Annotated in this window: 11 protein-coding genes; 7 read left to right on the plus strand and 4 right to left on the minus strand. The window is 69.7% G+C overall.

All coding sequences use genetic code 11. From position 1 onward, the window contains the following. The 4 genes from ACFVIV_RS13000 (at window position 1) to ACFVIV_RS13015 (ending at window position 18,835) form a co-directional block, all read left to right on the plus strand. The gene (locus ACFVIV_RS13000) at window positions 1-14,904 is read left to right on the plus strand and encodes an amino acid adenylation domain-containing protein (protein ID WP_379195695.1); all 14,904 of its coding nucleotides are present in this window, start codon (window positions 1-3) and stop codon (window positions 14,902-14,904) included. A 170-nt stretch (window positions 14,905-15,074) separates the two neighbouring features. Further along, window positions 15,075-16,511: a molybdopterin-dependent oxidoreductase gene (locus ACFVIV_RS13005; RefSeq protein WP_379195697.1), complete on the plus strand. Its 1,437-nt coding sequence runs from the start codon at window positions 15,075-15,077 to the stop codon at window positions 16,509-16,511. Between the two features lie 525 nt (window positions 16,512-17,036). After that, window positions 17,037-18,233, plus strand: a complete 1,197-nt coding sequence (locus tag ACFVIV_RS13010; protein ID WP_379195699.1) for a sensor histidine kinase — start codon at window positions 17,037-17,039, stop codon at window positions 18,231-18,233. Then, entirely contained in the window at window positions 18,230-18,835 is a 606-nt protein-coding gene (locus ACFVIV_RS13015) for a response regulator (RefSeq protein ID WP_379195701.1), read from the plus strand. Before ACFVIV_RS13010 ends, ACFVIV_RS13015 begins: the two co-directional genes overlap by 4 nt. Window positions 18,836-18,920: 85 nt before the next feature. On the opposite strand, the gene ACFVIV_RS13020 is transcribed toward ACFVIV_RS13015, so the two are convergent. Beyond that, window positions 18,921-20,915 carry a TPM domain-containing protein gene (locus ACFVIV_RS13020; protein WP_379195703.1) on the minus strand — a complete coding sequence of 665 codons (1,995 nt, stop codon included), beginning with the start codon at window positions 20,913-20,915 and terminating at the stop codon, window positions 18,921-18,923. 64 nt (window positions 20,916-20,979) lie between these two features. On the opposite strand from ACFVIV_RS13020, the gene ACFVIV_RS13025 reads away from it, so the two are divergent. Genes ACFVIV_RS13025 through ACFVIV_RS13035 form a run of 3 tightly spaced genes read left to right on the plus strand, consistent with a single transcriptional unit; the run spans window position 20,980 to window position 23,645 of the window. Further along, window positions 20,980-21,675, plus strand: a complete 696-nt coding sequence (locus tag ACFVIV_RS13025; RefSeq protein WP_379195705.1) for an MBL fold metallo-hydrolase — start codon at window positions 20,980-20,982, stop codon at window positions 21,673-21,675. Between the two features lie 32 nt (window positions 21,676-21,707). Continuing rightward, window positions 21,708-22,373, plus strand: coding sequence for a YdcF family protein (locus tag ACFVIV_RS13030; RefSeq protein WP_379195707.1), 666 nt, complete (start codon window positions 21,708-21,710; stop codon window positions 22,371-22,373). A 3-nt stretch (window positions 22,374-22,376) separates the two neighbouring features. Next, window positions 22,377-23,645: a deoxyguanosinetriphosphate triphosphohydrolase gene (locus ACFVIV_RS13035; protein ID WP_379195709.1), complete on the plus strand. Its 1,269-nt coding sequence runs from the start codon at window positions 22,377-22,379 to the stop codon at window positions 23,643-23,645. 165 nt (window positions 23,646-23,810) lie between these two features. Here ACFVIV_RS13035 and ACFVIV_RS13040 read toward each other — a convergent pair whose 3' ends face one another. From ACFVIV_RS13040 to ACFVIV_RS13050, 3 genes are read right to left on the minus strand one after another with little or no spacing between them, the layout of a single operon-like run. Beyond that, on the minus strand, window positions 23,811-24,491 hold the full coding sequence (locus tag ACFVIV_RS13040) for an energy-coupling factor ABC transporter ATP-binding protein (protein ID WP_379195710.1): 681 nt from the start codon (window positions 24,489-24,491) through the stop codon (window positions 23,811-23,813). Next, window positions 24,488-25,036 (minus strand): biotin transporter BioY, encoded by a 549-nt coding sequence (locus tag ACFVIV_RS13045; RefSeq protein WP_379195712.1) that lies wholly within the window; start codon window positions 25,034-25,036, stop codon window positions 24,488-24,490. Before ACFVIV_RS13045 ends, ACFVIV_RS13040 begins: the two co-directional genes overlap by 4 nt. A 58-nt stretch (window positions 25,037-25,094) precedes the next feature. Next, window positions 25,095-25,685 carry an energy-coupling factor transporter transmembrane component T family protein gene (locus ACFVIV_RS13050; protein WP_379195714.1) on the minus strand — a complete coding sequence of 197 codons (591 nt, stop codon included), beginning with the start codon at window positions 25,683-25,685 and terminating at the stop codon, window positions 25,095-25,097. Window positions 25,686-25,692 lie beyond the last annotated feature (7 nt).

Raw genomic sequence — 25,692 nt, forward strand, 5'->3', positions numbered from 1 at the left:
ATGACCCGCGAACTGGCGGCGGAGCAGACCGCCACGGTATTCCCGTTGTCCCCGGCGCAGCTGGGGATGTGGTACGCGCAGCAGCTGGATCCGAGCGTGCCGCTCTCGGAGGCCCAGTACATCGACATGCGCGGGCCCCTGGACCTGCCCGCCCTGCGCCGCGCGGCCGTGATTGCCGGACGTGAATTCGGTTCGGGCGTGCTGCGGCTGGTGGATATCGACGACCGGCCGTACCAAATGGTCGATCCGAATATCGAACCGGCGGTGGGATTCCTCGACTTGCGCGACCGGCCCGAACCGGTGGCGGCGGCCCTGGAATGGATGCGCGCCGATGTCGCCGCGCCCATCGACCTGCTCGGTGCGCGCACCGGACTGACCACGGTGCTGCGGGTGGGCGAGGACCGTCATCTCTGGTACACCCGCGGCCATCACATCCTGATCGACGGCTTCGGCTCGGTCACCATGCTCTACCGCGTGGCGGAGCTCTACAACGCCGCCGTCCGCGGCGAGCAGGCCCCGCCCGGCACGGCCGCCTCCCTGCTGGAGGTCCACGAAGCCGAAATGGCCTACCGCGAATCGTCGCGATTCACCACCGACCAGCGCTACTGGAACGAGATCACCGCCGGCATGCCGGACCGCTGCAGCCTGGTCTCCGCCACCGCACCCGCCTGCGCCCTGGCCCGCGAGGCCCGCGCCCAGCTCCCCGAGCAGACCGCCGCACACCTGGAGAGTGCGGCGCGCCGCTTCGAAACCAGCTCGGCCACCCTCGTCATGGCCGCCGTGGCCCTCTACTACGCCCGCATGACCGCGACCGAGGACGTGGTCCTGAGCCTCCCGGTCTCCGGCCGCACCACGGCCATGCTGCGCCGCTCCGGCGGCATGATCGCCAATGTGGTGCCGCTGCGCGTGCGGGTGCCGCGCGACGGAACCGTCGGCGAGGTCCTCGACGCCATCCGCGTCGCCGCCTCGGGAGCCTTGCGGCACCAGCGATTCCGCCACGAGGACATGCGCGCGGGTGTGCCCGGTCAAACGGAAACCGCTGCGGTGGAAACGCTTCCGGCGGATGCCGCCGGGCCAGGCGAGACCGGCTCAACAGCGCACCCGGCAGATTCAGTGGCGGGACCGGCCGGTGCCGCCGCGCGCCCGGGCGGGGTGGCCCAGACTGGCGAAGCAGCACAGTCTGGCGGGGCGGCACGGTCTGGCGGGGCGGCACGGTCTGGCGGGGCGGCACGGTCTGGCGGGGCGGCTCAGTCTGGCGGGGCGGCTCAGTCTGGCGGGGTGGCCCGGTCCGGCGAAGCAGGACAGTCCGGTGGGGCGGCTCAGTCTGGCGGGGCGGCTCAGTCTGGCGAGGCAGCAAAGTCTGGCAGAGCGGCCCAGTCCGAGGAGGCGGAACTGCCGGGCGAGGCGGCATTGCAGGGCGCGGCAGCATTGCAGGGCGCGGCAGCGGCGCGGCCGGAGGCCGAGACCGCGGGCGGGCCCGAGTTCGGGCGGGGACTGGTCGGGCCGGTCATCAACGTCATGTTGTTCCCGGCGGGCATCGACTTCGCGGGGCTGGAGTCGAGCCTGCACGTGGTGACATCCGGGCCGATCGAGGACCTGTTCGTCAACTTCTATCAGCACGGGTCGGATGCGCCGATCCATGTCGATTTCGCGGCGAATCCTCGCCTGTACGACGAGGATTCGCTTGGCAGGCATCACCGGCGCTTTCTGGCGCTGCTGGATTCGCTGCTCTCGGCCGAGGCGGATACGCCGCTCGGCGGGCTGGAATACTGCACCCCGGATGAGAAACGGCTTCTCGCGGGTACGCATGGTGCGCCTGCGCCGCAGTCGCGGCTGCTGCCCGAGATCCTGGCGGCCGGGTTGAAGCAAGCAGGCCGGGATGGCGTGGCCGTGGTGTGCGGTGACCGGCAGTTGACCTACGGTCGACTCGACGCACTCTCGAATCGGCTGGCACGCAGGCTGTTGCGCGCTGTCGAGCTGCCCTCGGAGGGGGCGGTGGAGCCGGAATCCGCTGGGCCGGAGGGGCTTCATCTCGGAGGCGAGGAGATGGGGTCGAACGGCGCGACCGGTCGGCCGGGGGCAGCCGGCCTGTCTGGGGTGAATCGCGTGCGGAGCGTCGCACTCGGCCCGGAATCCACTGTCTTGCTGGCACTTCCTCGTTCGATTGAGGCGATGGTGGCGCTGTGGGCGGTGGCGAAGACGGGTGCCGCCTTCGTGCCGATCGGGGACGGCATGCCCGGGGAGCGCGTTGCGCGGATCGCTGCCGAATGCGGTGCGCGAATAGGATTGACGTTCGAGAAGTCTGTCGCGGACCTGCCCGAATCGGTGCGGTGGCTCGCACTCGACGATCTGCTGGATTCGGGTGCATCCGATCCGCTTGATGCGCCGCTCGTCGCGGGAGAGCTGAATGGCCCGGCGCGGGTGGAGAATCCGGCCTACATCGTGTTCACGTCGGGTTCCACCGGCACGCCCAAGGGTGTCGTGGTGACGCATGCCGGGCTGGCCGGGTTGGCGGCTGCGATCGTGGATGCGTATCGGGTCACGCCCGGTTCGCGAGTCCTGCAATGCCTGAACCCGAGTTTCGATGCCTCGGTGCTGGAGTGGCTGATGGCGTTCGCCTCGGGCACGACACTGGTTGTGGCGGACTCGGATCCGGTGCTCGGGCCCGACTTGGCGCAACTGGTGCGGGAATATGGGATCACGCAGGTGTGCTCGACGCCCGCCGTGCTGTCCACGCTGGAACCGGATGCGCTGGACGGGGTGCGGGCGGTGTCCTCGGGTGGTGAGCCGACGCCGCCGGATATCGTGGCGCGCTTCGGGGTTGGGCGGGATCTGCTGAATTCGTACGGGCCCAGTGAGACCACGGTGGCCGTGACGTACACCAAGGGCTTGGCGCCGGGGGAGAACGCGGGCATCGGCGATCCGATTCCGGGTGCGGGGATGCTGGTGCTGGACCGCTGGCTGCGGCCGGTGCCGACCGGTGTCGCCGGGGAGTTGTATGTGACCGGGCCGGGTGTGGCGCGTGGGTACGCGGGGCGGCCGGGGCTGACCGCCGAGCGGTTCCTGCCTGCGCCTTGGGGTCCGGCGGGCGCCAGGATGTATCGCACCGGAGATCTGGTGCGCTGGACCGAATCCGGTGTGCTCGAGTATGTCGGGCGCGGGGACTTCCAGGTCAAGCTGCGCGGTATGCGCGTCGAACTCGGTGAGATCGACGCGGCGCTGAACACCCATCCGGCTGTGGAGATCGCGGTGACGGTGGCGCGGCCCGCCCCGAGCGGCGGCACCATGCTGGCCGCGTATGTCGTCCCCCATGCGGGCGTCACCGTCAGCGAGCCCGACCTGCTCGATCATGCGACCCGCCGCCTCCCGCCGTACATGGTGCCCGCCACCGTGACGGTTCTCGGCGCGCTCCCGCTCACCGCCAACGGCAAGGTGGACCGGCGCGCGCTGCCGGAACCCGTGGTGCGCCAACCGGTTCGCGCACGTGCGGCCGAATCCGAGACCGAGCGCACCCTCTGCGCCCTCTTCGCCGAAGTGCTCGGCACCCCGGACATCGGCCCGGACACATCGTTCTTCGCCCTCGGCGGCGATTCGATCATGGCCATCACCCTCGTCACGCGCGCCCGCGCAGCCGGTCTGGTCTTCTCCGCCCGCGAGGTCTTCGAACACCGCACTCCCGCCGCCCTGGCCGCGGTCGCCGATCAACTGGAGGACCGCACCGAGCGACTCCCGGAACTCCCCGGCGGCGGCATCGGCCGCCTGCCCCTCACCCCCATCGCCGCCTGGCTGCTGGCCCGCCCCGGCTGGGAACATTTCGCCCAATCCATGGTGGTGCGACTCCCGTCCGGCATCGAACCGGACGCCTTGCGTCACACGGTTCAAGCCCTCGTCGACCGTCACGACATGCTTCGCGCCCGCATCGTGGAAACCACCGCCGGGCTCGAATTCGAGGTTCCGCCACCGCATATGGCCGACGCCGCCGACCTGATCACCAGGCGCGGCTGGACCGCTGCCGAGACCGACCACGTAGAGCGCGAACTCGCCGCCGCAGTTCTCCGCCTGGATCCGCGCGCGGGCCGCATGCTCGCCCTGACCTGGCTCGACGCCGGCCCCGAAGCTTCCGGCCGACTCCTGATCGCGGTGCACCACCTCGCCTGCGACGCCGTCTCCTGGCGAATCCTCCTGCCCGACCTCATGTCCGCCTGGGCGCAGACCTCGGCCGGGACGACGCCCGACCTGGACGCGACCGGAACCTCCATGCGCACTTGGGCGCACGCACTCCACCGCCTCGCAACAGCATCCGAGGCACCCGGAGCCGCGGTGGCCCCTGAGGGATCCGAGGCTCTCGCGGCACCGGAAAGACTCGAAGCTCCTGCGGCAGCGAAAGCTGCTACGGCTCCCGGCGCTCCCAAGGAATCCGGATCCCCGGAAGCGTCCGAGACGCCCGAGGCGTCCAGAGTTGCTGCAACGCGCGGGGTTGCGGAGGGTTCCGGAGTTCTCGAAGCGCCCGAGGCTGTCGAGACATCCGGTGCTTCCGAGGAACTGGAGGCACCCGAAGCTCCTGATGCTGCCGGAGCTCCGGCGGCGGGCGCAGGAGATGTCCTACAGCGGCCTGTGCGGGCTGTGGACGAGTTGGGCGGGACTGAGGCTATACCGGACGCCGTCCCGGTGGCTGTGGGCGCAGCGGACCGTGTGGGCGTTCCGGACTGGCCGCTGGACGAATTCGGGTATTGGCGCGAGGTTCTGGCTCCGGATGCGGTGCTGGGGCGGCGGCGGTTGGATCCGGCGGTGGATACGCACCGCGCGGCCGGGCGCATCGAGGTCGAGGTGCCTGCTGCGGAAACTGCCGCCTTGGTTGGGTGGATTGCCGCCGCGTACCGGTGTGGCGTGGAGGATGCGCTGCTCGCGGCACTCGCTTTGGCATTGGCGCGGTGGCGCGCGGGGCGTGGGCAATTCGCGGCTGCGGCAAGCGAGACCCTGGTGGCGGTCGAGCGGCATGGGCGGGATGAGGCCGCCATCCCGGGCGCGGATCTGTCACGGACGGTGGGCTGGTTCACCGCGCAGGTGCCCGTCCGGCTTGGGCCGGTTGTGGCGGGCGAGGTGATCCCGGCGGGTCCGGACACCGGCCGGACCGCGGACTTCATGTCGGTGGCCGGTGTCGCGGAATCGGATTCGGCGCGATCGCGGTTCGGGTCTGCCGAAGGCGCGTTGAAGCTGGTCAAGGAGCAGTTGCGGGCCGTGCCGCGGGGTGGGTTCGGGTTCGGGCTGTTGCGGTATCTGAATCCGCGGACGGCGGGGGAGCTGGCTGAGTTGGGTGAGCCGCAGGTGGGGTTCAACTATCTCGGGCAGTTGCCGGATGTGGCGGCCGAGGCGGATTGGGTTCCGGTGTCGATGGCCGATCGGCTGGGCGGGCACGCGGACCCGGAGATGCCGCTGGCGGCGGTGGTCTCGGTGGATGCCGTGACGTTGGAATCCGAGCGGGAGCAGCGGATTCGAGCCGTATGGCAGTTCGCGGCGGACGCCGTGGACCGTGCCGAGGTGGAAGAGCTGGCACGGGAATGGGTTTCGGCGGTCGGGGAGATCGCCGAGCTGGCGGCGACGGAGGAGGCCGGCGGGTTCACGCCGAGCGATCTGCCGCTGCTGGATACGACACAGGCCGAGATCGAGTCGTGGGAACGCGATTACGCGCGCCTGGACGATGTGTGGCCGTTGACGCCGTTGCAGCGCGGGCTGATGTTCCAGGCCCAGCTGGCGGCGGGCGATTCCGACGGGTACTCGGTGCAGGCCGTGATCGATGTGGCGGCCGACCTCGATATCGAACGACTGCGAGCCGCCGCCGAGGCGCTGGTGCGCCGCCATGACGTGCTGCGCGCAGGGTTCGTCCAATCCGGTGATCGCGCAGTGCAGGTGATCGCCGCGCAGGTGCCGGTGCCGTGCGAGTACCGCGAGGCGTTCGGCGCGTCCGCGGCCGAACTCGATGAGATCGCCGCGGCGGAGCTGCGCAAGCCCTTCGCGGTCGACCAACCACCGCTCATCAGGTTCCTGTGCATCGCGCTGGGGGAGCGCAGGTTCCGGCTGGTCATCACCAACCATCACCTGATCCTCGACGGCTGGTCCATGCCGCTGCTGTTCGCCGAACTCATCGGCCTGTACGAAACCGGCGGAGCAGCAGAGGGATTCGGATCAACGGTCCCATTCCGGCGCTACCTGGAATGGCTGTCCTCCCGTGACACCGACAAGGCGCGCCAAGTCTGGTCGCGCGCCCTGACCGATCTGGAAGGCCCGACCCTGGTCGCTCCGACCGCGCCGCGCGCCGGTGCCGCGACCGCCCCTGTCGCACACGAGGTCCCACTGCCCGAAGGCTTGTCCGAACGACTGCGCTCGACGGCCGCCGACTGCCAGGTCACAGTCAACACGATCGTGCAGGCAGCCTGGGCCCTCCTCCTCGGCGAACTCACCGGCTCCGCCGATATCGTCTTCGGTGCAACGGTTTCCGGCCGTCCGCCGGAACTCCCCGGCGCCGAACGCATGATCGGCATGCTGGTGAACACCGTCCCCGTGCGCATCACGCTGAACCCGGCCGAGCCGATCGCCGCCCTCCTGTCCCGCATCCAACGCGAACAGGCCGCCCTGGCCGAACACCAATTCCTCGGCCTGGACGAAATCCACGCCGGCACCGCCCTCGGCCCCCTCTTCGACACCGCCACCGTCTTCGAGTCCTACCCGGTCGACGCCGCCTCCCTCACGGCGGCTACCCGCCAGGCCCAACTCTCGGTAACCGGCATCCAAGCCCACGACGGCACCCACTACCCCCTCTCCCTGGCCGCCTACTCCACCGACGGCCTCCGCCTGGAACTCACCCGTTCCCCCCGCTATTTCGATTCCACCCGAGCCGATTCCATCGCCGCCGGCCTGGCCCACCTCCTCCAGGCCCTCACCGCGGACCCGCACCGCCGCACCGGCCAACTCCGCAGCACCGACCCGGTCGACACCCCGTCGATCACCCACGGTGCACGCGGCCACCACATCCGGCTGCTCCCCGACCTGCTGGCCGCCGGCGAACTGCCCGACACGCCTGCCGTCCTGACGACGCGCCCGGACCTGGATCCGGGACTTCGGAGTCTCCTCGCGGCCTCCGCCGCTCTGGCCGACGACCGTGGCTCACAGGCCAGCGGTGACCTGCCGGGCATGGGTGAGCTGGCGGGCGTGGGTGAGCTGCCGGACGGGGGTGGCCTCGCCGACAGTGGCCCTGGGAGAGGAAGTCATCTCCCGCTCACGACCGGTGCTGCAAGCCATGGTCAGGAGAGTGAGTGCATCCCGGTCGAGGATCAGGCACCTGACGGTGATCCGGGTCTCTGCGCAGGGTCCGGCACTGCCGCCGAACGCACGGCACATCCTGACCTCGATCCGGTAAGCGCGGGTCTCGCGCAGGACGCAGCCCAGTTCACTCCTGGCGAGCCGCCCGTCGGTGATGTTCTTTCACCGACGGCCGCGCTGACCTACCGGCAGCTGGATGTTCTTTCGAACCGGCTGGCGCGCTTGCTGATCGGTGCGGGCGCCGGGCCCGAGCGCGCGGTGCTGGTGGGTTTGCCGCGCTCGGCGGCGGCCATGGTGGCCATCTGGGCCATCGCGAAGACCGGTGCGGCCTTCGTGCCGGTGGACATCGCTCAGCCCGCTGCTCGTACGGCCGCGATCGCCGCGGAATGCGGTGCGGTTCTGGGTATTACGACATCGGGTATCGGGACCGCCGCGGAGTCAGGTGAATCGGGCGAGTCGACGGCGCCGGTGGGAACCCGGCGTTCGGCCCGGGCCGCGTCGGAGGGCATGCGGTGGATCGTGCTCGACGATCCGGCGGTCATCGGCGAACTCGGCTCTGTACCGGGCGATCCCGTCACCGATGCCGAGCGGCCGGGCCGCCTGCGCCCGGAGCACGCGGCGTACGTGGTCTTCACCTCGGGCTCGACCGGAACCCCGAAGGGTGTCGTCGTCACCCACGCGGGTCTGGCGAATTTGGTGGCCGCGACGGCCGATTCCTGCCGGATCGACCGTCAGGCGCGGGTGCTGCACTGCCTCAACCCGGCCTTCGACGCCGCGATCTCGGTGTGGCTGACCACTTTCGCGGTCCGCGCGACGCTGGTCGTGTCCCCGCCGGAAGCCAATGCGGGTGCGGAACTCGCGGCGGCGATCGCGGAAGGCGCTGCGACACATCTCATCTGCACGCCCTCCATGCTGGGCACACTCGATGTCGCCGACCTCGAGGGCATTCGCTCCATCGCGACCGGCGGCGAAACCTGCCCGCCCGCCCTCGTCGCCCGCCTGGGCGAGGGACGCCATTGGGTGAACACTTATGGTCCGGCGGAGGCCACGGTCGCCGCGACCTACAGCGACCCGATGACCCCGGAGACCGCGTCCATCATCGGCCACCCGCTGCCGGGCACGACATTGCTCGTCCTGGACAACTGGCTGCGCCCGGTCCCGCTGGGCGTGGTCGGCGAGTTGTACGTGCGTGGCCCGGGCGTGGCTCGCGGCTACTCCGCGCGTCCCGATCTCACCGCCGCTCGATTCGTCCCGGATCCGTACTCCGCCGGTCAGCGAATGTACCGAACGGGCGATTTGATGCGCTGCACGCCAACGGGTTTCGAGTACGTCGGGCGCACCGACTTCCAGGTGAAGATCCGCGGCATCCGCGTCGAGCCCGGCGAGGTGGACGCGGTTCTGCTGACGCACCCGCAGGTGGAGTCGGCCGTCACCATCGCGCACCGAACCACCCTCGGCGTCATGGCGCTGTGCTCGTACGTCACGCTGTCCGGCGACAGTGCCGGACCGGATTCGTTCCCGGCGGCCGAGGCGGCGTCGCCGGTGCGGCCGCAGCGGTCGGCGGCCGCGAGCCGACTGCAAACGTGGATCGCGGGGCGGCTGCCGCGATATCTGGTGCCGTCGAGCATTCAGGTGCTGGATGAGCTGCCTCGGACAGGCAGCGGGAAGGTCGATCTGCGGGCCTTGCCGGAACCTGTTCTGGCGCAGGCGGAATACGTCGCGCCCGCCGGGGCCGAGGTGCTGATCGCGGAGACCTTCGCCGAGGTGCTGGGGCAGGAGCGGGTCGGCGCGCGGGACGACTTCTTCGCGCTGGGCGGGGATTCGCTGATCGCCACGCGGGTTTCGGCTCGGTTGAGTGCGGCATTGCAGGTCGCTGTTCCGGTGCGGCTGCTTTTCGAGGCCCCGGTGGTCGCGGAGTTGGCGCGGCGGCTGGCCGGTGCGGAAGCCGGAGCGGTGGAGCCGGTGCTGAGGCGCGGGGTGCGGCCGGATCCGGTGCCGTTGTCCCCGGCTCAGCAGCGGATGTGGTTCGTCAATCGATACGACCCGGAGTCGCCCGCGTACAACGTGCCCGTGGCGCTGCGGCTTTCGGGGCGGCTGGATCAGGCTGCGCTGCGCAATGCCTTGCGTGATGTGATCGAGCGGCACGAGACGCTGCGGACGGTGTACCCCGATGTCGACGGCGTGGGCGGACAGCGGGTGCTGACCGTGGACCAGGTTCCGCTGGATCTCGAACCGGTGCCGGTCACGCTGGAGGAGCTGCCCGGTGCGGTAGTTCGCACGGTGACAGCGGGATTCGATGTCACCGCCGCGGTTCCCTTGCGGCTGCGGCTGTTCCGAGTCGCACCGGATGAGCATGTGATCGTGCTGGTCGCGCATCATATCGCCACGGACGGGTTTTCCATGGCGCCGTTGACGCGGGATGTTGCCGCGGCGTATGCGATTCGCGCCGAGGGGCTGACCCCGGCATGGGAGCCCTTGCCGGTGCAGTACGCCGACTATGCGGTGTGGCAGCACGCCAGGCTCGGCGCCGAAGCCGATCCGGAATCGCTGCTGGCACGGCAGATCGGGTACTGGTCGCGGACCTTGTCCGGGATTCCGGACCACCTGGAGTTGCCGACGGATCGGCCGCGGCCCGCGCGAGCCTCGCATCGGGCGGGGGAGCGGACCACCCGGATGGATGGCGCGCTCACGAACGCGATCGAGCGGATTGCCCGGTCCCATCGTGCGACGCCGTTCATGGTCGTGCACGCGGCGCTGGCGGTGGTGCTGGCGCGGCTGAGCGGGACCTCGGACGTTGTCATCGGCACTCCGGTGGCCGGGCGCGGACGGCGCGAACTCGACGATCTGGTCGGAATGTTCGTGAATACGCTGGTGCTGCGCACCGGAATTCGCGCCGGCGAGAGCTTCGGCGAATTGCTGGATCGGGTGCGCGACGGTGATCTCGCCGCGTTCGAGCAGGCCGATGTGCCGTTCGAACGGCTGGTGGAGGTGCTCGCCCCGGTGCGGTCGGAGGCGCGGCATCCGCTCGTGCAGGTCATGCTGGTGTTCCAGAACCTGGTGATTCCCGAGCTGGAATTGCCGGAGCTGACCGTCGCTCCGCTGGAACTGCCGCAGACCAACAGCCGGTTCGATCTGAGCCTCACCGTGATCGGCACGGCGGACGGTCTCGAGGTGCGCTGCGTCTACGCCACCGACCTGTTCGACGAGGATACGGTCGGAGCGCTCGCCGATCGGCTGCTGCAGCTGCTCACGGCAGTCACCGATGAGCAGGAGTCGCCGGTCGGCGATATCGATCTGCTCACCGCCGCCGAACGAGACGAACTACAGGTCGCGGTGCCGCCCGCAGCGGCGCCGCGCACGCTGGCCGAGCTCATGGCGGATGCCGTCGCGTCCAACCCGGACGGTGTCGCGGTTGTCTGCGGTGACCGGCAGCTGACCTACCGGGAGCTCGATGCGCGCGCCGAACTGCTGGCCGCACAACTCGCTCGCGCCGGTGCGGGGCCGGAAACGCTGGTGGCCGTGGGCATCCCACGCTCGATCGAATCCATTCTCGCGGTGTGGGCGGTCGCCCGCACCGGAGCGGCCTTCGTGCCGGTGGATCCGGCCTACCCGCCCGACCGCATCGCCCGCATTATCGACGTCTCCGGCGTCCGTCTCGGCCTGACGGTCGCCGCCCAGCGCGACCGGCTGCCGGGCACCGTGGAGTGGTGGTGCCTGGACGAGCAGGTCATGGACGGGCCCGCCGCACGGTCCAGTGCGGACTTCGAGAAGTATTCGCGGACAACACGTCCGGAGAATCCGGCCTACGTCATCTTCACCTCCGGTTCCACCGGCGCGCCCAAGGGCGTCGTGGTCACTCACGCGGGGGTGGCGAATCTGGCTGTGGCGCAGCGCGAACGCGACGGCATCAACCGGGATTCGCGCGTACTGCACGTCGCCTCACCGAGCTTCGACGCCTCGGTGCTCGAGCTGCTGATGGCGGTGAGCGCGGGCGCGACGCTCGTGGTCGCGCCGCCCACCGTGTTCGCCGGCCCCGACCTGGGCGAACTCCTGGCCCGCGAGCACGTTTCGCACATCGGCATCACGCCGTCGGCCCTGTCGACGGTGGATCCGGCCGGGCTGGACGCGCTGCGCATGATCATTACCGGCGGCGAGCCCTGCCCACCGGAGCTGGTCGCGGCCTGGGCCGCACCGGGACGCCTGCACTTCAACGATTACGGCCCGACCGAGGCCACCGTATGGGCCACCGGCAGTGCGCCGCTGCGCCCGGGCGATCCGATCACCATCGGCGAGCCCGCGCCCGGCCTGCGAGCGCTGGTGCTGGACGACCGCTTGCGCCCGGTCCCCGACGGCGTGGTCGGCGAGCTGTACCTGGCGGGAATCGCCTTGGCGCGCGGCTACTACGGACGCGTCGATCTCACCTCGGCACGATTCGTCGCCGATCCGTTCGCGGCCGGTGAGCGCATGTACCGCACCGGTGATCTGGTGCGGCGGCGGGCCGGGAACCTGGAATACCTGGGCCGCACCGACACTCAGGTGAAGTTGCGCGGGTTGCGCATCGAACTGGGCGATGTCGAAGCGGCGCTCACCGCCGAACCCGGCGTCGCGCATGCGGTCGCGCTCGTGCGCGAGGACGACCGCGGCGGCATGCTGGTCGGCTACGTGGTGCCCGAGCCGAGCGGGCGAAACACCGTGGCGCCCGAATCGAGCGAGGCGATCGACCCGAATCGGCTGAAGAAGGCCGTGGCACAACGACTCCCGTCGTATATGGTGCCTGCCGCCATCGTCGTGCTGGACGACCTGCCCCGCACCGCGAACGGAAAACTGGACCGCGACGCCCTGCCCGCCCCGCACCTCGCGAGCGGTGACCGGCAGCCTCCCGCGGGCCCGGAGGAAGAGGCGGTGGCGGCCGTCTTCGCCGAGGTGCTCGGCATCGAACAGGTCTGGCGCGACGACGATTTCTTCGCGCTCGGCGGCAATTCGCTCATCGCCACCCGCGTGGTCGCCCGGCTCGGCGCGACCTTGGAGACCGCCGTACCGGTGCGCGCCCTCTTCGACGCGCCGACCGTGGCGGAACTGGCCGCCCTGCTCACTTCCGGGGCCGCCACCGGTCGCCCCCGGCTCGGCCCACGCCCGCGCCCGGATCGAATCCCCTTGTCGGCGGCGCAGCAACGCATGTGGTTCCTGAACCGCTACGACCCCGGTTCGCCGATCTACAACATCCCGGGCGCGTTCGAAATCGAAGGGCCGCTGGACGTCACGGCCCTGTGCGCGGCCGTCGACGATGTGGTGGAGCGGCACGAGACCCTGCGGACCATCTATCCGATCGGCCCGGAAGGCCTGCCGTACCAGGAGATCCTTCCCGCTGTACCGGGTCTCACGCCGATCACCGAAATCGAAGTCGGCACAGCGGAGATCGGTGAAGTACTGACCACACAACTCGCACGCGGATTCGACATCACCCGGGAAGTTCCCCTGCGCGTCTGCATCCTGCACACGGCTCCGGAGCGCACGGTTCTCGCGCTCGCGGTGCATCACATTGCCGCCGACGGTTGGTCCATGGCCCCGCTGGCGCGAGATGTGCTGTGGGCCTACGCGGCCCGCACGGCCGGAGCGCAGCCGCAGTGGCAGCCGCTGCCACTGCAATACGCCGATTACGCACTGTGGCAGCGGGAATTGCTCGGCGCCGACGACGACCCCGCCGGCCTCGCGCACGAACAGCTGGAGTTCTGGCGCGACCGCCTCGCCGGTCTGCCCGAAGTCCACGCCCTGCCCACCGACCGGGAACGTCCGGCCCTGCCTTCCGGTATCGGCGATCGTATCGAATTCGCCATTCCGGCAACGGTTCACGACCGGCTGCAAGTCCTGGCGCGGTCACACGGTGCCAGCCCGTTCATGGTGATGCACGCGGCACTCGCGATCCTGCTGGCGCGACTCTCCGGTCGGCCCGATATCGCCATCGGCTCGGTGGTGGCCGGTCGCGGCGACGGCGAACTCGACGATCTCGTCGGCATGTTCGTGAATACGGTGGTGCTGCGCTCCCGCATCGACGCCACCGCCGATTTCCGCGCCACCCTCGCCGCCACCAAACAGGATGACCTGGCCGTCTACGGCAATATGGACCTCCCATTCGAACGCCTGGTGGAGGCGTTGGCGCCGGTGCGCTCCACCGCGCACCACCCGCTGTTCCAGGTGCTGCTCGCCTTCCAGAACCTGCAAACCGCGCGAACCGAACTGCCCGGCTTGGCAATTCGCCCGCTGGATGCACCCGCGCCCGGCTCCAAGTTCGATCTCGAATGGATGCTGGCCGAACAGTTCGGTGAGACCGGCGCACCGGCGGGCATCACGGCATCGCTCACCTTCGCCACCGACCTGTTCGACCGATCGACCGCCCAGTCCATGACCGACGGATTCGTCGCTCTCCTCACCGCATTGGCTGCGACCCCGGAGGCCCCGGTCGGCGATCTCGAGACTCCCGGCCACCGGCTGCCGCCGCTCACCGTGAAGATTCACGATGAGCACGGCCCCGTAATGAAGACCCATCCGCGAGCCCCGGAACCCGCACGCGTCTACCGCGCCCCGCGCAACGAGGTCGAACACACCCTGGCCGCCGCCTTCGAAACCATCCTGGAAGCCCCCCGAATCGGCATCGACGACAACTTCTTCGAGATCGGCGGCAACTCCATGGCGGCCGTCCAACTGGTGACCCTGGTGCGCGAGCAGACCGGCATCCCCATGCCCCTGCAATGGATGTTCCTCGATCCCACCCCGGCCGCCCTGGCCATCCGGCTCGCTCAGGCCGCCGAACAACCCGATGTGGAACCGTCCATGCGCGTCCTGCTGCCCATGCGCCCGACCGGCAGCGGCCCGGCCGTGTTCTGCGTGCACCCGGCGGTCGGATTGGCCTGGTGCTACGGCGGATTGGTGCAGTACATCGACCGCTCGCACGCCGTCTACGGCCTCCAGTCCCCGGGTGTCACCGATGGCGGCAGCGCCGACCGCACCGTGCGCGATCTGGCCGTCCGCTATGTGGAGGAGATCCGCCGCGTCCAGCCGCACGGTCCGTATCACCTGCTCGGCTACTCCGCGGGCGGCCCGCTCGCGCACGCCATGGCGGTCGAATTGCGCCGCCGCGGTGAGCAGGTGCCCTCGCTGATCATGATGGATGCGCGCGCCGATGTCGCCATCCCCGACGAGTCCGCCATCCCGCCGCTGTCCATGCTGCTCGCCGAGTTCGGCGGTATCGACATCCCGCCGGAATTCGAGGACATCACTCCCGCCCGCGCCGCCGACCTCCTGGCGGCCTCCGGAATCTCCTTCTCCGCCACCGAAATCGACCACCTCTACAGCGATCTGCGACACCTGCTGCGCCAGATCGCCGAGCACCGCCCCGAGGTCTTCGACGGCGACCTGCTGTTCGTCACCGCCTCCGGCAATACCGACCCCACGCCCAATGTCAGCACCTGGCGGCCCTACATCGCAGGCGCGATCGACGACCACCCGGTCGAATTCGGTCACAACCAACTGGTCACCCCGGAGGCGCTGGCGCTCATCGGACCCCTGGTCGACGAGTATCTGCGCCGCTGACCACCCCCGGCCACCGCCGTGACAGGCGTACCGTGGTGGCCGGTCCGGCAGAACTCACACCCAGGCCGAAATGAGGCCGGGAGTCCTGCGCGAAACCCGCTGGGACATACCCGGCCTGGGGAAGAATGGGCCGTGATGGCCGGGAAGTTACGGAAGGTCGAGCTGTGTCGGTGAACGGTAAGGGTCGGCTGCTGGGTGCGGCAGCGGTGGGTCTGGGGGCGCTCGGCGCCGGCGAGCTGGTCGCCGCCGCCCGGGGCGGTTCGATGATCGACGGGGTCGGCCGGGTTCTGGCCGATACCGCGCCGGTGCAGGTGGTCGAGGCGACCGTTGCCAGGGCGGGCGAACACGACAAGGAGACCGCTCGCGCCGGAGTGGCCCTCGGCGCCGTCGCCACCTCCGCGGCGCTGGCCGCCCTCCCGAATCGATGGCGCACCCCGGCCGCCGCGCTCTTCGGCGCCGGCGCGGCCGCCACGGCGCTGCGCGGACCGAACCCGTCCATGGCGGGCGCGCTCGGCGGTCTCGCGGCCGCCGGTGTCCTGCGCTCCGGCCTGCTCCGGCCGCCGAGCCGATTGCGCGGTGGGCTGCTGTGGGCGGCAACCGGACTCGGCCTGCTGGCCACGGCCGAAACGATGATTCGCCGCGCCGATGAACGCCATCGTGAACTGGTCGGACGCCTCGGCCCGCGGGGTGCGCACACCCCCATTCCCGAGGACGGTTTCGGCACCGAGCCCGGCCTGTCGCCGCTCATCACCCAGACCGGCAAGTTCTATGTGGCCGACGTGAACTCACGCCCGCCTCGCATCGACCCCACCCAGTGGCGGCTGTCCATCACCGGCAAGGTCGCCCATCCGCTGCGCCTGTCCCTGCGCGATCTGGCCGAGCAAGCGGTCGAATTCGACGCCGTCATGGTCTGCGTGCACAACATCCCCGGCTCCGGCCGTGCCGGCAATGCCCGCTGGCTCGGCGTCCCCCTCACCGCCCTGTTCGACCACGCCGTCCCCGAATCCGGTGCCACCCGCCTGGTGACCCGCGCCATCGACGGCTACACCATCTCCATTCCCCTCGAGCCCCTGCGCACCGGCGAATGGCCCGGCTACCTCGTCATCGGCATGAACGGCGAACCCCTCCCGCCCGAACACGGCTTCCCCGCCCGCGTCTTCGTTCCCGGCCTCTACGGCCAGTACACCGGCGCCAAATGGCTGACCGAACTGGAACTCTCCGACGACACCCACATCGACTACTGGTGGAAGCGCGGCTGGACCAGGGAACCCCTCTTCGTCACCCCGCAGGCCCGCATCGACGTGGCCTCGTGCGGCACCCCCGGCTCCGGCAAGCACACCATCGCCGGCGTCGCCTGGGCCCCACCCCGGGGCGTCTCCGCCGTAGAGATCCGCATTGACGAAACAGACTGGCTCCCAGTAGAACTCGGCGCCGAACTGTCCCCCGCCTCGTGGCGCCGCTGGCGCACCATCATCGACCTCCCGCCGGGCGACCACACCATCCAGGCCCGCGCGACCAGCCGCTCCGGCGAAGTCCAGGACCCCACCACCCGCCCACCCTTCCCACACGGCCCCAGCGGCCTGCACACCATCACCATCACCGCCTGATCCGCCGCGCCGGTCATGATGCGGCATTCACCGCGAACGCGCATGCCCCGGTGGATGCCTGGAGGTTGATTCGATTGGCCCTGTCGTCGGACGGTTCGCTCGATCTGCGGGCCGGGTCGGCTGCCGAGTGCCTTATCGGAGGCAATGTGGGACATCGAATCCGGTGACGTGGGGCCGTGGGGCCGATCGAGCACTCCGCGCGACCGACCGCCGGAACTATGGATTGCTCGGTTCGCAGGCCGATCCATGGCTCGGACGGGTGGTGCTGATGACGTTTGTCATGGATGAAGCGTGACGAACAGTGGGGGCATCGCCGCCGGTCGTGGCGGAAGGTGGAGGGATGAGCACTGCCCTGTCTCCCGCATCGGAGGGATCGGTCGAGGAGATGGTCGTGACCTGGAATTCCGCAGATCGCCGGCCGGGCTGCGGGCAGTGGTGAAGCGGCCTGAGATGGGGCGGGAGGTCGCCGTTGCCGGAGGGTTGCGGGGGATCGGGTTCGGGTTCGGTCGGGTAGCGTCCGGCGGTGTGCGGGACAGCGAGGTGCGGGCGAGCATTGCGCGGCGGCGGCGATACGGGTGGATCTTCGCCGCCGTGTGGTCGGTCTATTTGATCGATCCGCTACGGGAGGCGTGGGCGCTGGAGGGGGCGGGGGCGCGGTGGTACACGGTGGCGGTCGTGGTGGCGTTCGGGGTTTGCTACGTGGGGGCGTTCTGGCTCGCGTTGCGGGTTCCGGCGCCGCGGCTCGACCGGGAAACCGGGGCGGGACCGGATGAGCTGTCGAGTTCGATTGTGCTGCAGGGGGTTTGGCCCAATCCGGATATCCGGCTGGTGGTGATGCCATTGGCGGTGCTCGCCGCGCTCATGGCTGCGGCGGCCGTCACGCTGCGGTTCGACGCGCTGGGGCTGGCGGTCTATCCGGCGTCGTTCATCGCGTTCGTGCTGCCGGTGCGGCGGGCGGTGCCGGTGCTGATCGGGTTGATCCTGGCGACCACGGTGGTGCCGCAACTGGCGGCGGGGGAGGAGCCGGCGTGGGCGTCGATGCAGTCGATCGGGCTGGCGGCGGTCGCGGTGGGCGGGATTCGGCAGTTGATCCGGCGCAATCAGCAGTTGGATCAGGCGCGGCGGCGGTTGACGGAGCTGGCGATCGCGGAGGAGCGATTGCGGGTGGGGCGGGATGTGCACGACATTCTCGGGCATTCGCTGACCGTCATCACGGTGAAGACAGAACTGGCGCAACGGCTCCTGGAGTTGGATCCCGAGCGCGCCAGGACCGAGATGGCGGATGTGGAGCGGCTGGCGCGGGAATCGCTGGCGGGGGTGCGCTCGACGGTGGGCGGGCTGCGGGAGATGTCGCTGGCCGGGGAGTTGGCCAATGCGCGAACGGCCTTGCGCGCGGCGGAGATCGACGCCGAATTGCCGGACTCCGACGACTTGCCGATCCGGCACAGCGTGGTTTTCGGCTGGGTCCTGCGCGAGGCGGTCACGAATATCGTGCGGCACAGTGGAGCCCGGCACGCCACGGTGCGGGTGACGCCGGCCAGCATCGAGGTGAGCGATGATGGCGCGGGCACGGCGGACGGGATTCGATTCGGCTCCGGATTGTCCGGACTGCGGGAACGGGTGCGGGCCACCGGCGGCACGCTGACGGTGTCGAACCGACCGGGCGGTGGATTGCAGGTGCTGGCCAGCTTTCCGGCGGCCTCGACACGGGAGTTGGAATGATCAAACTGCTGCTCGCCGACGATCAGGCGCTGGTGCGCGGCGCGCTCGCGGCCCTGCTCGGGCTCGAACCCGACCTGCAGGTCGTTGCCGAAGTCGGCCGCGGCGACGAAGTGCTCGCCGCCGTCGAACGCACCCACCCCGACGTCGCCCTCCTCGACGTGGAAATGCCCGGCCTGGACGGCATTTCGGCCGCCGCCCAACTGCACGCCGCCCACCCCGGCGTGCGCATCCTCATGGTCACCACCTTCGGCCGCCCCGGCTACCTGCGCCGCGCCATCGACGCCGGCGCCGACGGCTTCGTCGTCAAGGACACCCCCGCCCGCGAACTCGCCGACGCCGTCCGCCGCGTCCACCTGGGCCTGCGCGTAGTCGACCCGGCCCTGGCCACCGAAACCCTCACCGCCGGCACATCCCCGCTCACCGCCCGCGAACGCGAAGTCCTCGCCGCCGCAGCCGACGGCGCAACAGCAGTCGCCATCGCGAAAACCCTCCACCTCTCCGAGGGCACAGTCCGCAACCACCTCTCCGCCGCAATCGGCAAAACGGGCACCAAAACCCGCGCCGAAGCAGTCCGCACCGCCGAACGCCTCGGCTGGCTCTGACCCAAGAGTGAAAATGCATCGACCGGGAACTGGTGGCGGGGGCTTCTCGCGAAATGCCGCCACCAGTTCCCGGTGATCATGATTGCTAGAAGCGGCCGCCGCGGCTGATGCGGCGGGAGCCGGAGGAGCCGCCGAAAGAGCCGGGGCCGTAGCTGCCGCCTCGGCTGCCTCCGCCGCCGAATCCGCCTCCGCCGCTGCGGTAGCCGGTGCCCATGCCGCGCAGCATGCCGTCGAGTAGGACGCCGCTGAGGATTGCTCCGGCTTGGGAATTGGAGGTGGTTTGTTGTTGGGCCTGCCAATCGCGGACGGCGGCTTGGGCGGTGTGCAGGGCGCGGGCGCCGAGTTCGGTTGCGCGCTGGGCGAATTGCAGGGCTTGGGCGGGGTCGGAGGTGGCGAGTTGCTGGGCCTGGTCCAGGTTGCGCTGGGCTTCGGCGAGGCGGGTGCGGGGTTCGGCGTCGACGCCGCCGCGGCGGGTGCTGATGAAGTCGGAGGCGGCATTGATTTGTGAGCGGGCGGCGGTGAGGGCCTGGTCGAGGCGGCGGGCGAGTTCTTCGGCGGCGAGTTTGCGGTCGGTGGCGGTGGCGATCGCCTTGTCGAGCAGGGTGTCGGCGGCTACCGCCTGTCGGAAGGAGCCGAGCGGGTTGGTGGAGCCCTGGGCGTTCGCGTCGTCGAGGGCGGATTGCGCACCGGTGGCGGCGGCGGTCAGGTCGGGGCCGCCGTGCTGGGTGAGGGTGGCGGCGGTGGCGAGATCGCGGCGCAGTTCTTCCATGATGCCGGGCAATCCGGCGCGGGCCTGCTCGATATCGGTGGCCGCGGTGTCCACGGCATACAGCAGCGTGCGGGCGGCGTCGAGGGCGGACTCCGCGCCGCGTATGGCGGCCACCGCACCGCCCTGCCGGCCGACGGGTTTCGCCACCGCGTCGCGGCCCTGCTCGATACTGCTCTCCGCGAACGCGATTCGCTCCTTCGCCATGGTCACGTTGTCGCGGATGGGAGCGAGCACCGAAGGCGGGTGTCCGGCGAGCAACTGGGTCAGCGTGGCGTCGGAGTTCGGTACGCGCGTGGTGAGATCCACGACATCGCGAGTCAGCGCGTCCAGCCGATCCCCGGCATTGATGAGCAGATTGCGCATGGAGTCGAATTCGCTGACCTTGGCGTCGAGTTCGCGGTCGGCGCGGCCGCAGCCACTGATCAGGTCCACCAGCATGGTGCGCTGTTGATCCGGTGTCTCCGGGATGTCGTCGTCGAGTTGCTGGCGGATCGAGAACGCCTTGGCGAGCGCGTCTTTCGCGGCTTGCAGCGCCGCGGTGAACGGCGCGGTCGCGGTGCCGCCGAATTCGTCTGTGGCCAGGCGCAATTCCTCGGAACTGGTCCGAATGGCATTGTCGAGATCCACCAGGATCTCTTTCGACCTCGCATCGAGCGCGGTCAGCGGCAGCGCGGTCAACGCCTCGGCATCGGTCGGATCCACATTCCGCGCGGCCTCCACCTCGGCGCGCAGCCGCCGGTTGCGCCGCGTCCGCGACCAGAACCACAGCGCCGCCACCACCAGCGCGACGATCAGCAGCAGCACCAGAATCGTCCGGAAACTCACCCCGCCCTCGGACGAATTCATCGCCTCCGACAGCCCGTTCGCGGTCGCCAGCCCGGCTCCCGCCCAGTCACCGGCCCGCAGCTTGGGCTCCACCTTGTCGATGAGCAGCCGATCCAATTCCTTGTCGGTGACCGACTCCGGCACCGTCCCGGTGAACGCGTAGGCCCGATCCTCGACCGCGACCGACAGCAGCACATCCCGGTCCCCGAAATTGGAGGCGTTCGCGGTCCGGTCACCCCAGGTGTTCGCGTCCAGCCCGCCGAAGTCGCGCACGTACACGATCCACAGCCGCTCGTGATCCTTCGCATAGAGCGAGTCGATGGCGGTCTGCAACTGCGCGGTCTGCCCGGCGCTGAGCACCCCGGCGGTATCGGTCACATAGGTGGGCAGTCGCTGTGGCTCCTCCGCCGCGCCCGGCGCGGCGGCGAGGAACAGGGCCAGCAGGAGGCCGGTCGCGATCACGGACAGCTGCTTACGGAGCGGCATGGGTCGAATCTATCCGTCGCGATGGGGTGCGAGGAGTTTCTTCCCGCCACCCGTGTCGGCGCCGATGACTACGATCGGTGAGGTGATCACGATCGATTCCCCGTACACGGGTCATGTCTCGCCGGGCGCCAATCCGCAGCAGCGCTCGGTGCCCGGCGCGCGCATCGTGAAGATGTCGGTCGGCGGGATGGACAACAATGTCTATCTGGTGCAGTGCGCGGGTACGGGCGCGGCGCTGCTCATCGACGCGGCCAATGAGGCGGAGCGGATTCTCGAGCTGATCGGGCAGGAGGCCGCGGATCGGGTCGAGTTGCTGGTCACCACGCACCGGCATCCGGATCACTGGTGGGCGCTGCAGGATGTGGTGTCCGCGACCGGGATTCCCACGGCCGCGCACGCCCTCGACGCGGAGTCGCTACCCGTGCCGCCGGGGCGGATCCTGGCGGATGGGGACAAGATCAGCATTGGTGAGCTGCAATTCGAGGTCATCCACCTGAGCGGGCACACGCCCGGCTCGGTGGCCTTGGCGTTCACCGACGGCGAGGGTCGCACGCATCTGTTCACCGGTGACTCGCTGTTTCCGGGCGGCGTCGGGAAGACCGGTTCGCCGGAGGAATTCACCTCGCTGCTCGGTGATGTGGAGTCGAAACTGTTCGACCGGTATGGCGACGACACCGTCGTGTACCCGGGCCACGGTGACGACACCACCCTCGGAGCCGAACGCCCCGCACTGCCCGAGTGGCGGCGGCGCGGTTGGTAAAACTCCGGAACCGCGACCCCGAACCGGCATGGATGACTCGGGAAGTCGACGACGAACCCCGCGGCTGCGTCGCGGGTAGCTGGCGCTGGGCCAAGCGGCTGCTGGCCGGGGCGCTCATCATGGGCGTGCTGGTGGTGGGCGGGACGGCGGTGCGGGTGTGGCAGGTGGCCCGGATCACCGACTACTCGCCGGCGGACGCCATTGTGGTGCTCGGGGCCGCGCAGTACGACGGCACGCCGTCCACGGTGTTCGAGGCGCGATTGGACCAGGCGTACAAGCTGTTCCAGAAGGGCGTGGCGCCGCTCATCGTGACCGTCGGCGGAAAACAGATCGGCGACAATTACACCGAGGCCGCCTCCGGGAAGAACTACCTCAAATCCCGTGGCATCGACGGGGATCGGATCCTGGCGGTGGAAACCGGTTCGGACACTTTGCAGAGCGTGGAGGCGGTGTCGAAAGCGCTGCTGGCGCGCGGGAAGACCGCGGTGGTGCTGGTGAGCGACCCCTGGCATTCCCTGCGCACGCGCACCATGGCCCGCGACGCCGGCCTCTCGGCGTGGACCGCGCCGACCCGCACCGGGCCGGCGGTGTACACGCGGGAATCGCAGGCGCACGGCATCTTCCGTGAGACCTTCGCCCTGCTCTGGTACAAGCTCACCCATTATTCGGCCGACTTCAAGTACACCGCGGATCAGTGAGTCATGGACACGCGCATCGATTACGACCGGGTCTACACCGACCACGACCGGGAACGCCTGGTTCCCGAAACCGGCCGCACCGCCGGATTGAGCTGGTCGCCGACCCCCGCGCGGCGCAGTGAGTTCGCGCGCGATCGGGCGCGCGTGCTGCACTCGGCGGCGCTGCGCCGGTTGGCCGACAAAACCCAGGTCATGGGCCCGCGCGACGGTGACACCCCGCGCACCCGGCTCACCCATTCGCTGGAGGTCGCGCAGATCGGCCGCAGCATTGCCGACGGCCTCGGCTGTGATCCGGATCTGGTCGACCTGGCCGGTCTCGCGCACGATATCGGGCACCCGCCCTACGGCCACAATGGCGAGAAGGCGCTCGATCAATTCGCCGACGCCCACGGCGGTTTCGAGGGCAATGCCCAGAACCTGCGCATCCTTACCCGCCTGGAACCCAAGGTCTTCGACGACCAGGGCCACAGCTACGGCTTGAACCCCACGCGTGCGGCCCTCGACGCGGTCATCAAATACCCGTGGGGCAGAACGGGTCCCGGAACCAAGTTCGGCGCCTACGACGTCGATATGGATCGCCTGGCCTGGGTCCGCAAGGGCGCGCCCGAACGCCGCCAATGCCTGGAATCCCAAATCATGGACTGGGCCGACGATGTCGCCTATTCGGTCCACGATGTGGAGGACGGCATCATTGTCGGCCGCATCGATCTGCGCGCCCTGTCGGACCCCATCGAGCAGGCCGCGCTGGCCGAACTCGGTGCCCGCCAGCACCCTTCCCTCACCGCCGATGAGCTGATCGCCGCCGCCGGACGCCTCTCCGAACTTCCCGTGGTGGTCGCCGCCGCGAACTACGACGGTTCCCTGGTCGCCTCCGTGGCGCTGAAACGTCTCACCAGCGACTTGGTGGGCCGTTTCGCGACCGCGGCGGTCGAGGCCACCCGCGCCGCCTTCGGCTCCCGCCAGCTCTCCCGCTATGCCGCCGACCTGGAAGTCCCGCGCATAGTCGCCGCCGAGGTCGCCGTCCTCAAAACCGTAGCCCTGCGCTACGTCCTGTCCGACCCCATTCACCAAGTGCGCCAAGCCGGTCAGCGCGAACGCATCCACATGGTGGCCAACCGGCTCCTGGCCGTGGCTCCGAACGGCCTGGACCGCCTCCTCCTACCCTGGTGGGACGCGGCGAAAGACGACACCGCCCGAGTGCGGGTGATCGTCGACCAGATCGCCTCCTACACCGAGAGCCGGTTGGAGCGAGTCGCCGCGGTCATTCCCTGAACCTCCGGCCGAACTCTGCTTCGTCATTCCGGCGCGCTCTTGGCCGGAATCCATCCGGCCGGTGTGGATCCCGGCCAAGAACATGCCGGGATGACAAAGTGAAACTCTGGCCAGCCGAGTCGAATACGTGGTCACCGGCTGTCGACGTGTGGACGGCGCGGTTCCTCAGTTCGCCGAGTGCATCTCCAGATAGTGGGCGATGCTGGTTTCGGGTGAGCCGTCGGCGACGATGCGGCCCTCGTCGAACACGAGGACGCGGTCGAAGTGGGTGAGCAGGTCGAGATCGTGGGAGATGACCACGACTTGCTGGGGGAGTTCGTGCAGCAAGGTGGTGATGCGGCGCTTGTTGCGGAGATCGAGCAGAGTGGTCGGTTCGTCGAAGATCACGTACTTCGGGCGGACGGCCAGTACTGCGGCAATGGCGAGCATCTGCTTCTGCCCGCCGCTGAGCAGGTGCGCGGGGTGGTCGCGGTAGTCGCTCAGCCCGTATTCGGCGAGCACCTCGGTGACCCGATCGGCGATCTCCGCCTTGCCGAGTCCGTGATGCTTGAGCCCGAAGGCCAGATCCTCGGCCACGGTCGGCATGACGATCTGCACATCCGGATCCTGGAAGACGAAACCGACCTGCCGGCGAACCGCCTTGCCCTGCTTGCGGGTATCGAGCCCGTCCACCCGCACCTGGCCTTCGGTCGGCACCTGCAGACCATTGAGCAGGCGCGCGAAGGTGGATTTCCCGGAGCCGTTCGAGCCGATGACGGCGATCCGGTCCTCGCGCAGCGTCAGATCGATCCCGCGCAGCACCTCGCGCTCGCCGAAGCGATGCGAGACGCCGCTGAGCTCGATCATGCGCGTGCCGGGATCAGCGGATAGGCCCGGCGGACCGCGATGGCGGCCAGCGAGCCGATCACCGTCTTGACCACATCGCCCGGGATGAACGCCACCGAGGTCGTGATGGCCTTGCTCAGCGGGATGTCCGCCGCGACCGCCATCCACGGAATTCCGATGGCGTACAGCACGATCGCGCCGCCCAGGAAGTTGATGGCCAGCGCGACGGCCAGGTTGTACTGCTTCCACAGCCGCTCGGTCAGCAGCCCGATCACGAACGCGCCGATCGGATAGGCCAACACGAACCCGCCGGTCGGTCCGAAGATCACCGACAGCCCGCCGCGCCCGCCGGGCAGCACCGGCAAGCCCACCAGGACGAGCACCACGAACAGCAGAATCGCCAGCCCGCCGCGCTTCGCGCCCAGAATCGATCCCGCGAGAATCACGCCCAGGGTCTGCGAAGTGAACGGCGCGAACGCTCCCGGCAGCTGAATCAGCGGAAAGAACCCGAGCACGACCATAATCGCCGCAAACAGCGCAATCTGCGCCAAATCCCTACTTCGCACCGACGCATCCTAAGGGCACCCTGATTCGCCTCGACCAGCGCGTCTGTCCGGACGATGGTCAGTCGAGGCCGCGGGCATCGAGGGCCTCGCCCACGTTGTCCGCCATGCGGAGGGTGCGGATCAGCAGCGGGACCAGGAACACCGTGCTGCGTTCGATGCCGCGCGCACGCTGGGCCGACCGGACCAGTTCGGCCTGTTCGCGAATGACGGGAATGAAGCGAATGGTCATGGCGACCAGTAGCCCGACGCGCTCGGGCCGGACGCCGAGCGGTCGCAGCGGTCCGAGCACCCGCTCGATGGTGTCGATCATGGCCGAGGTGCGAGTGGTCAAGGTCACCAGATTGGCCAGCAGTACCAGCGTGAGCAGGCGTTCGCCGACCACGACCGCCGCCTGCCAGCCGGTGAAGATCAGCTGCGCCAGCATGATCAACGCCAGGAACGGTGCCAGCCCGAGGGTTTGGCGGGCGGTCATGCGCCACGGAATCCGGGCGAGCGCGTACAGCCCGAGCACCACGGCGAGCGCGACCGCCAGCCACGGGATCGAGGAGACGAAGAACAGTGCCGTGCCCGCCGCCGCGAGCACCAGCAGCTTCGTCCCGGCGGGGACGTCGTGCACCGGTGTCCGGGCGGGGTGATAGAGGCTGAGCACCGGTAGA

Source organism: Nocardia sp. NPDC127526 (assembly GCF_042672265.1).
GTDB lineage: Bacteria > Actinomycetota > Actinomycetes > Mycobacteriales > Mycobacteriaceae > Nocardia.

Coding starts and splice junctions, on each gene's coding strand:
- ACFVIV_RS13020 (WP_379195703.1), bottom strand. CDS start 20,915: ATGCCGCTCCGTAAGCAGCTGTCCGTGATCGCGACCGGCCTCCTGCTG.
- ACFVIV_RS13000 (WP_379195695.1), top strand. CDS start 1: ATGACCCGCGAACTGGCGGCGGAGCAGACCGCCACGGTATTCCCGTTG.
- ACFVIV_RS13015 (WP_379195701.1), top strand. CDS start 18,230: ATGATCAAACTGCTGCTCGCCGACGATCAGGCGCTGGTGCGCGGCGCG.
- ACFVIV_RS13030 (WP_379195707.1), top strand. CDS start 21,708: ATGACTCGGGAAGTCGACGACGAACCCCGCGGCTGCGTCGCGGGTAGC.
- ACFVIV_RS13040 (WP_379195710.1), bottom strand. CDS start 24,491: ATGATCGAGCTCAGCGGCGTCTCGCATCGCTTCGGCGAGCGCGAGGTG.
- ACFVIV_RS13025 (WP_379195705.1), top strand. CDS start 20,980: ATGACTACGATCGGTGAGGTGATCACGATCGATTCCCCGTACACGGGT.
- ACFVIV_RS13035 (WP_379195709.1), top strand. CDS start 22,377: ATGGACACGCGCATCGATTACGACCGGGTCTACACCGACCACGACCGG.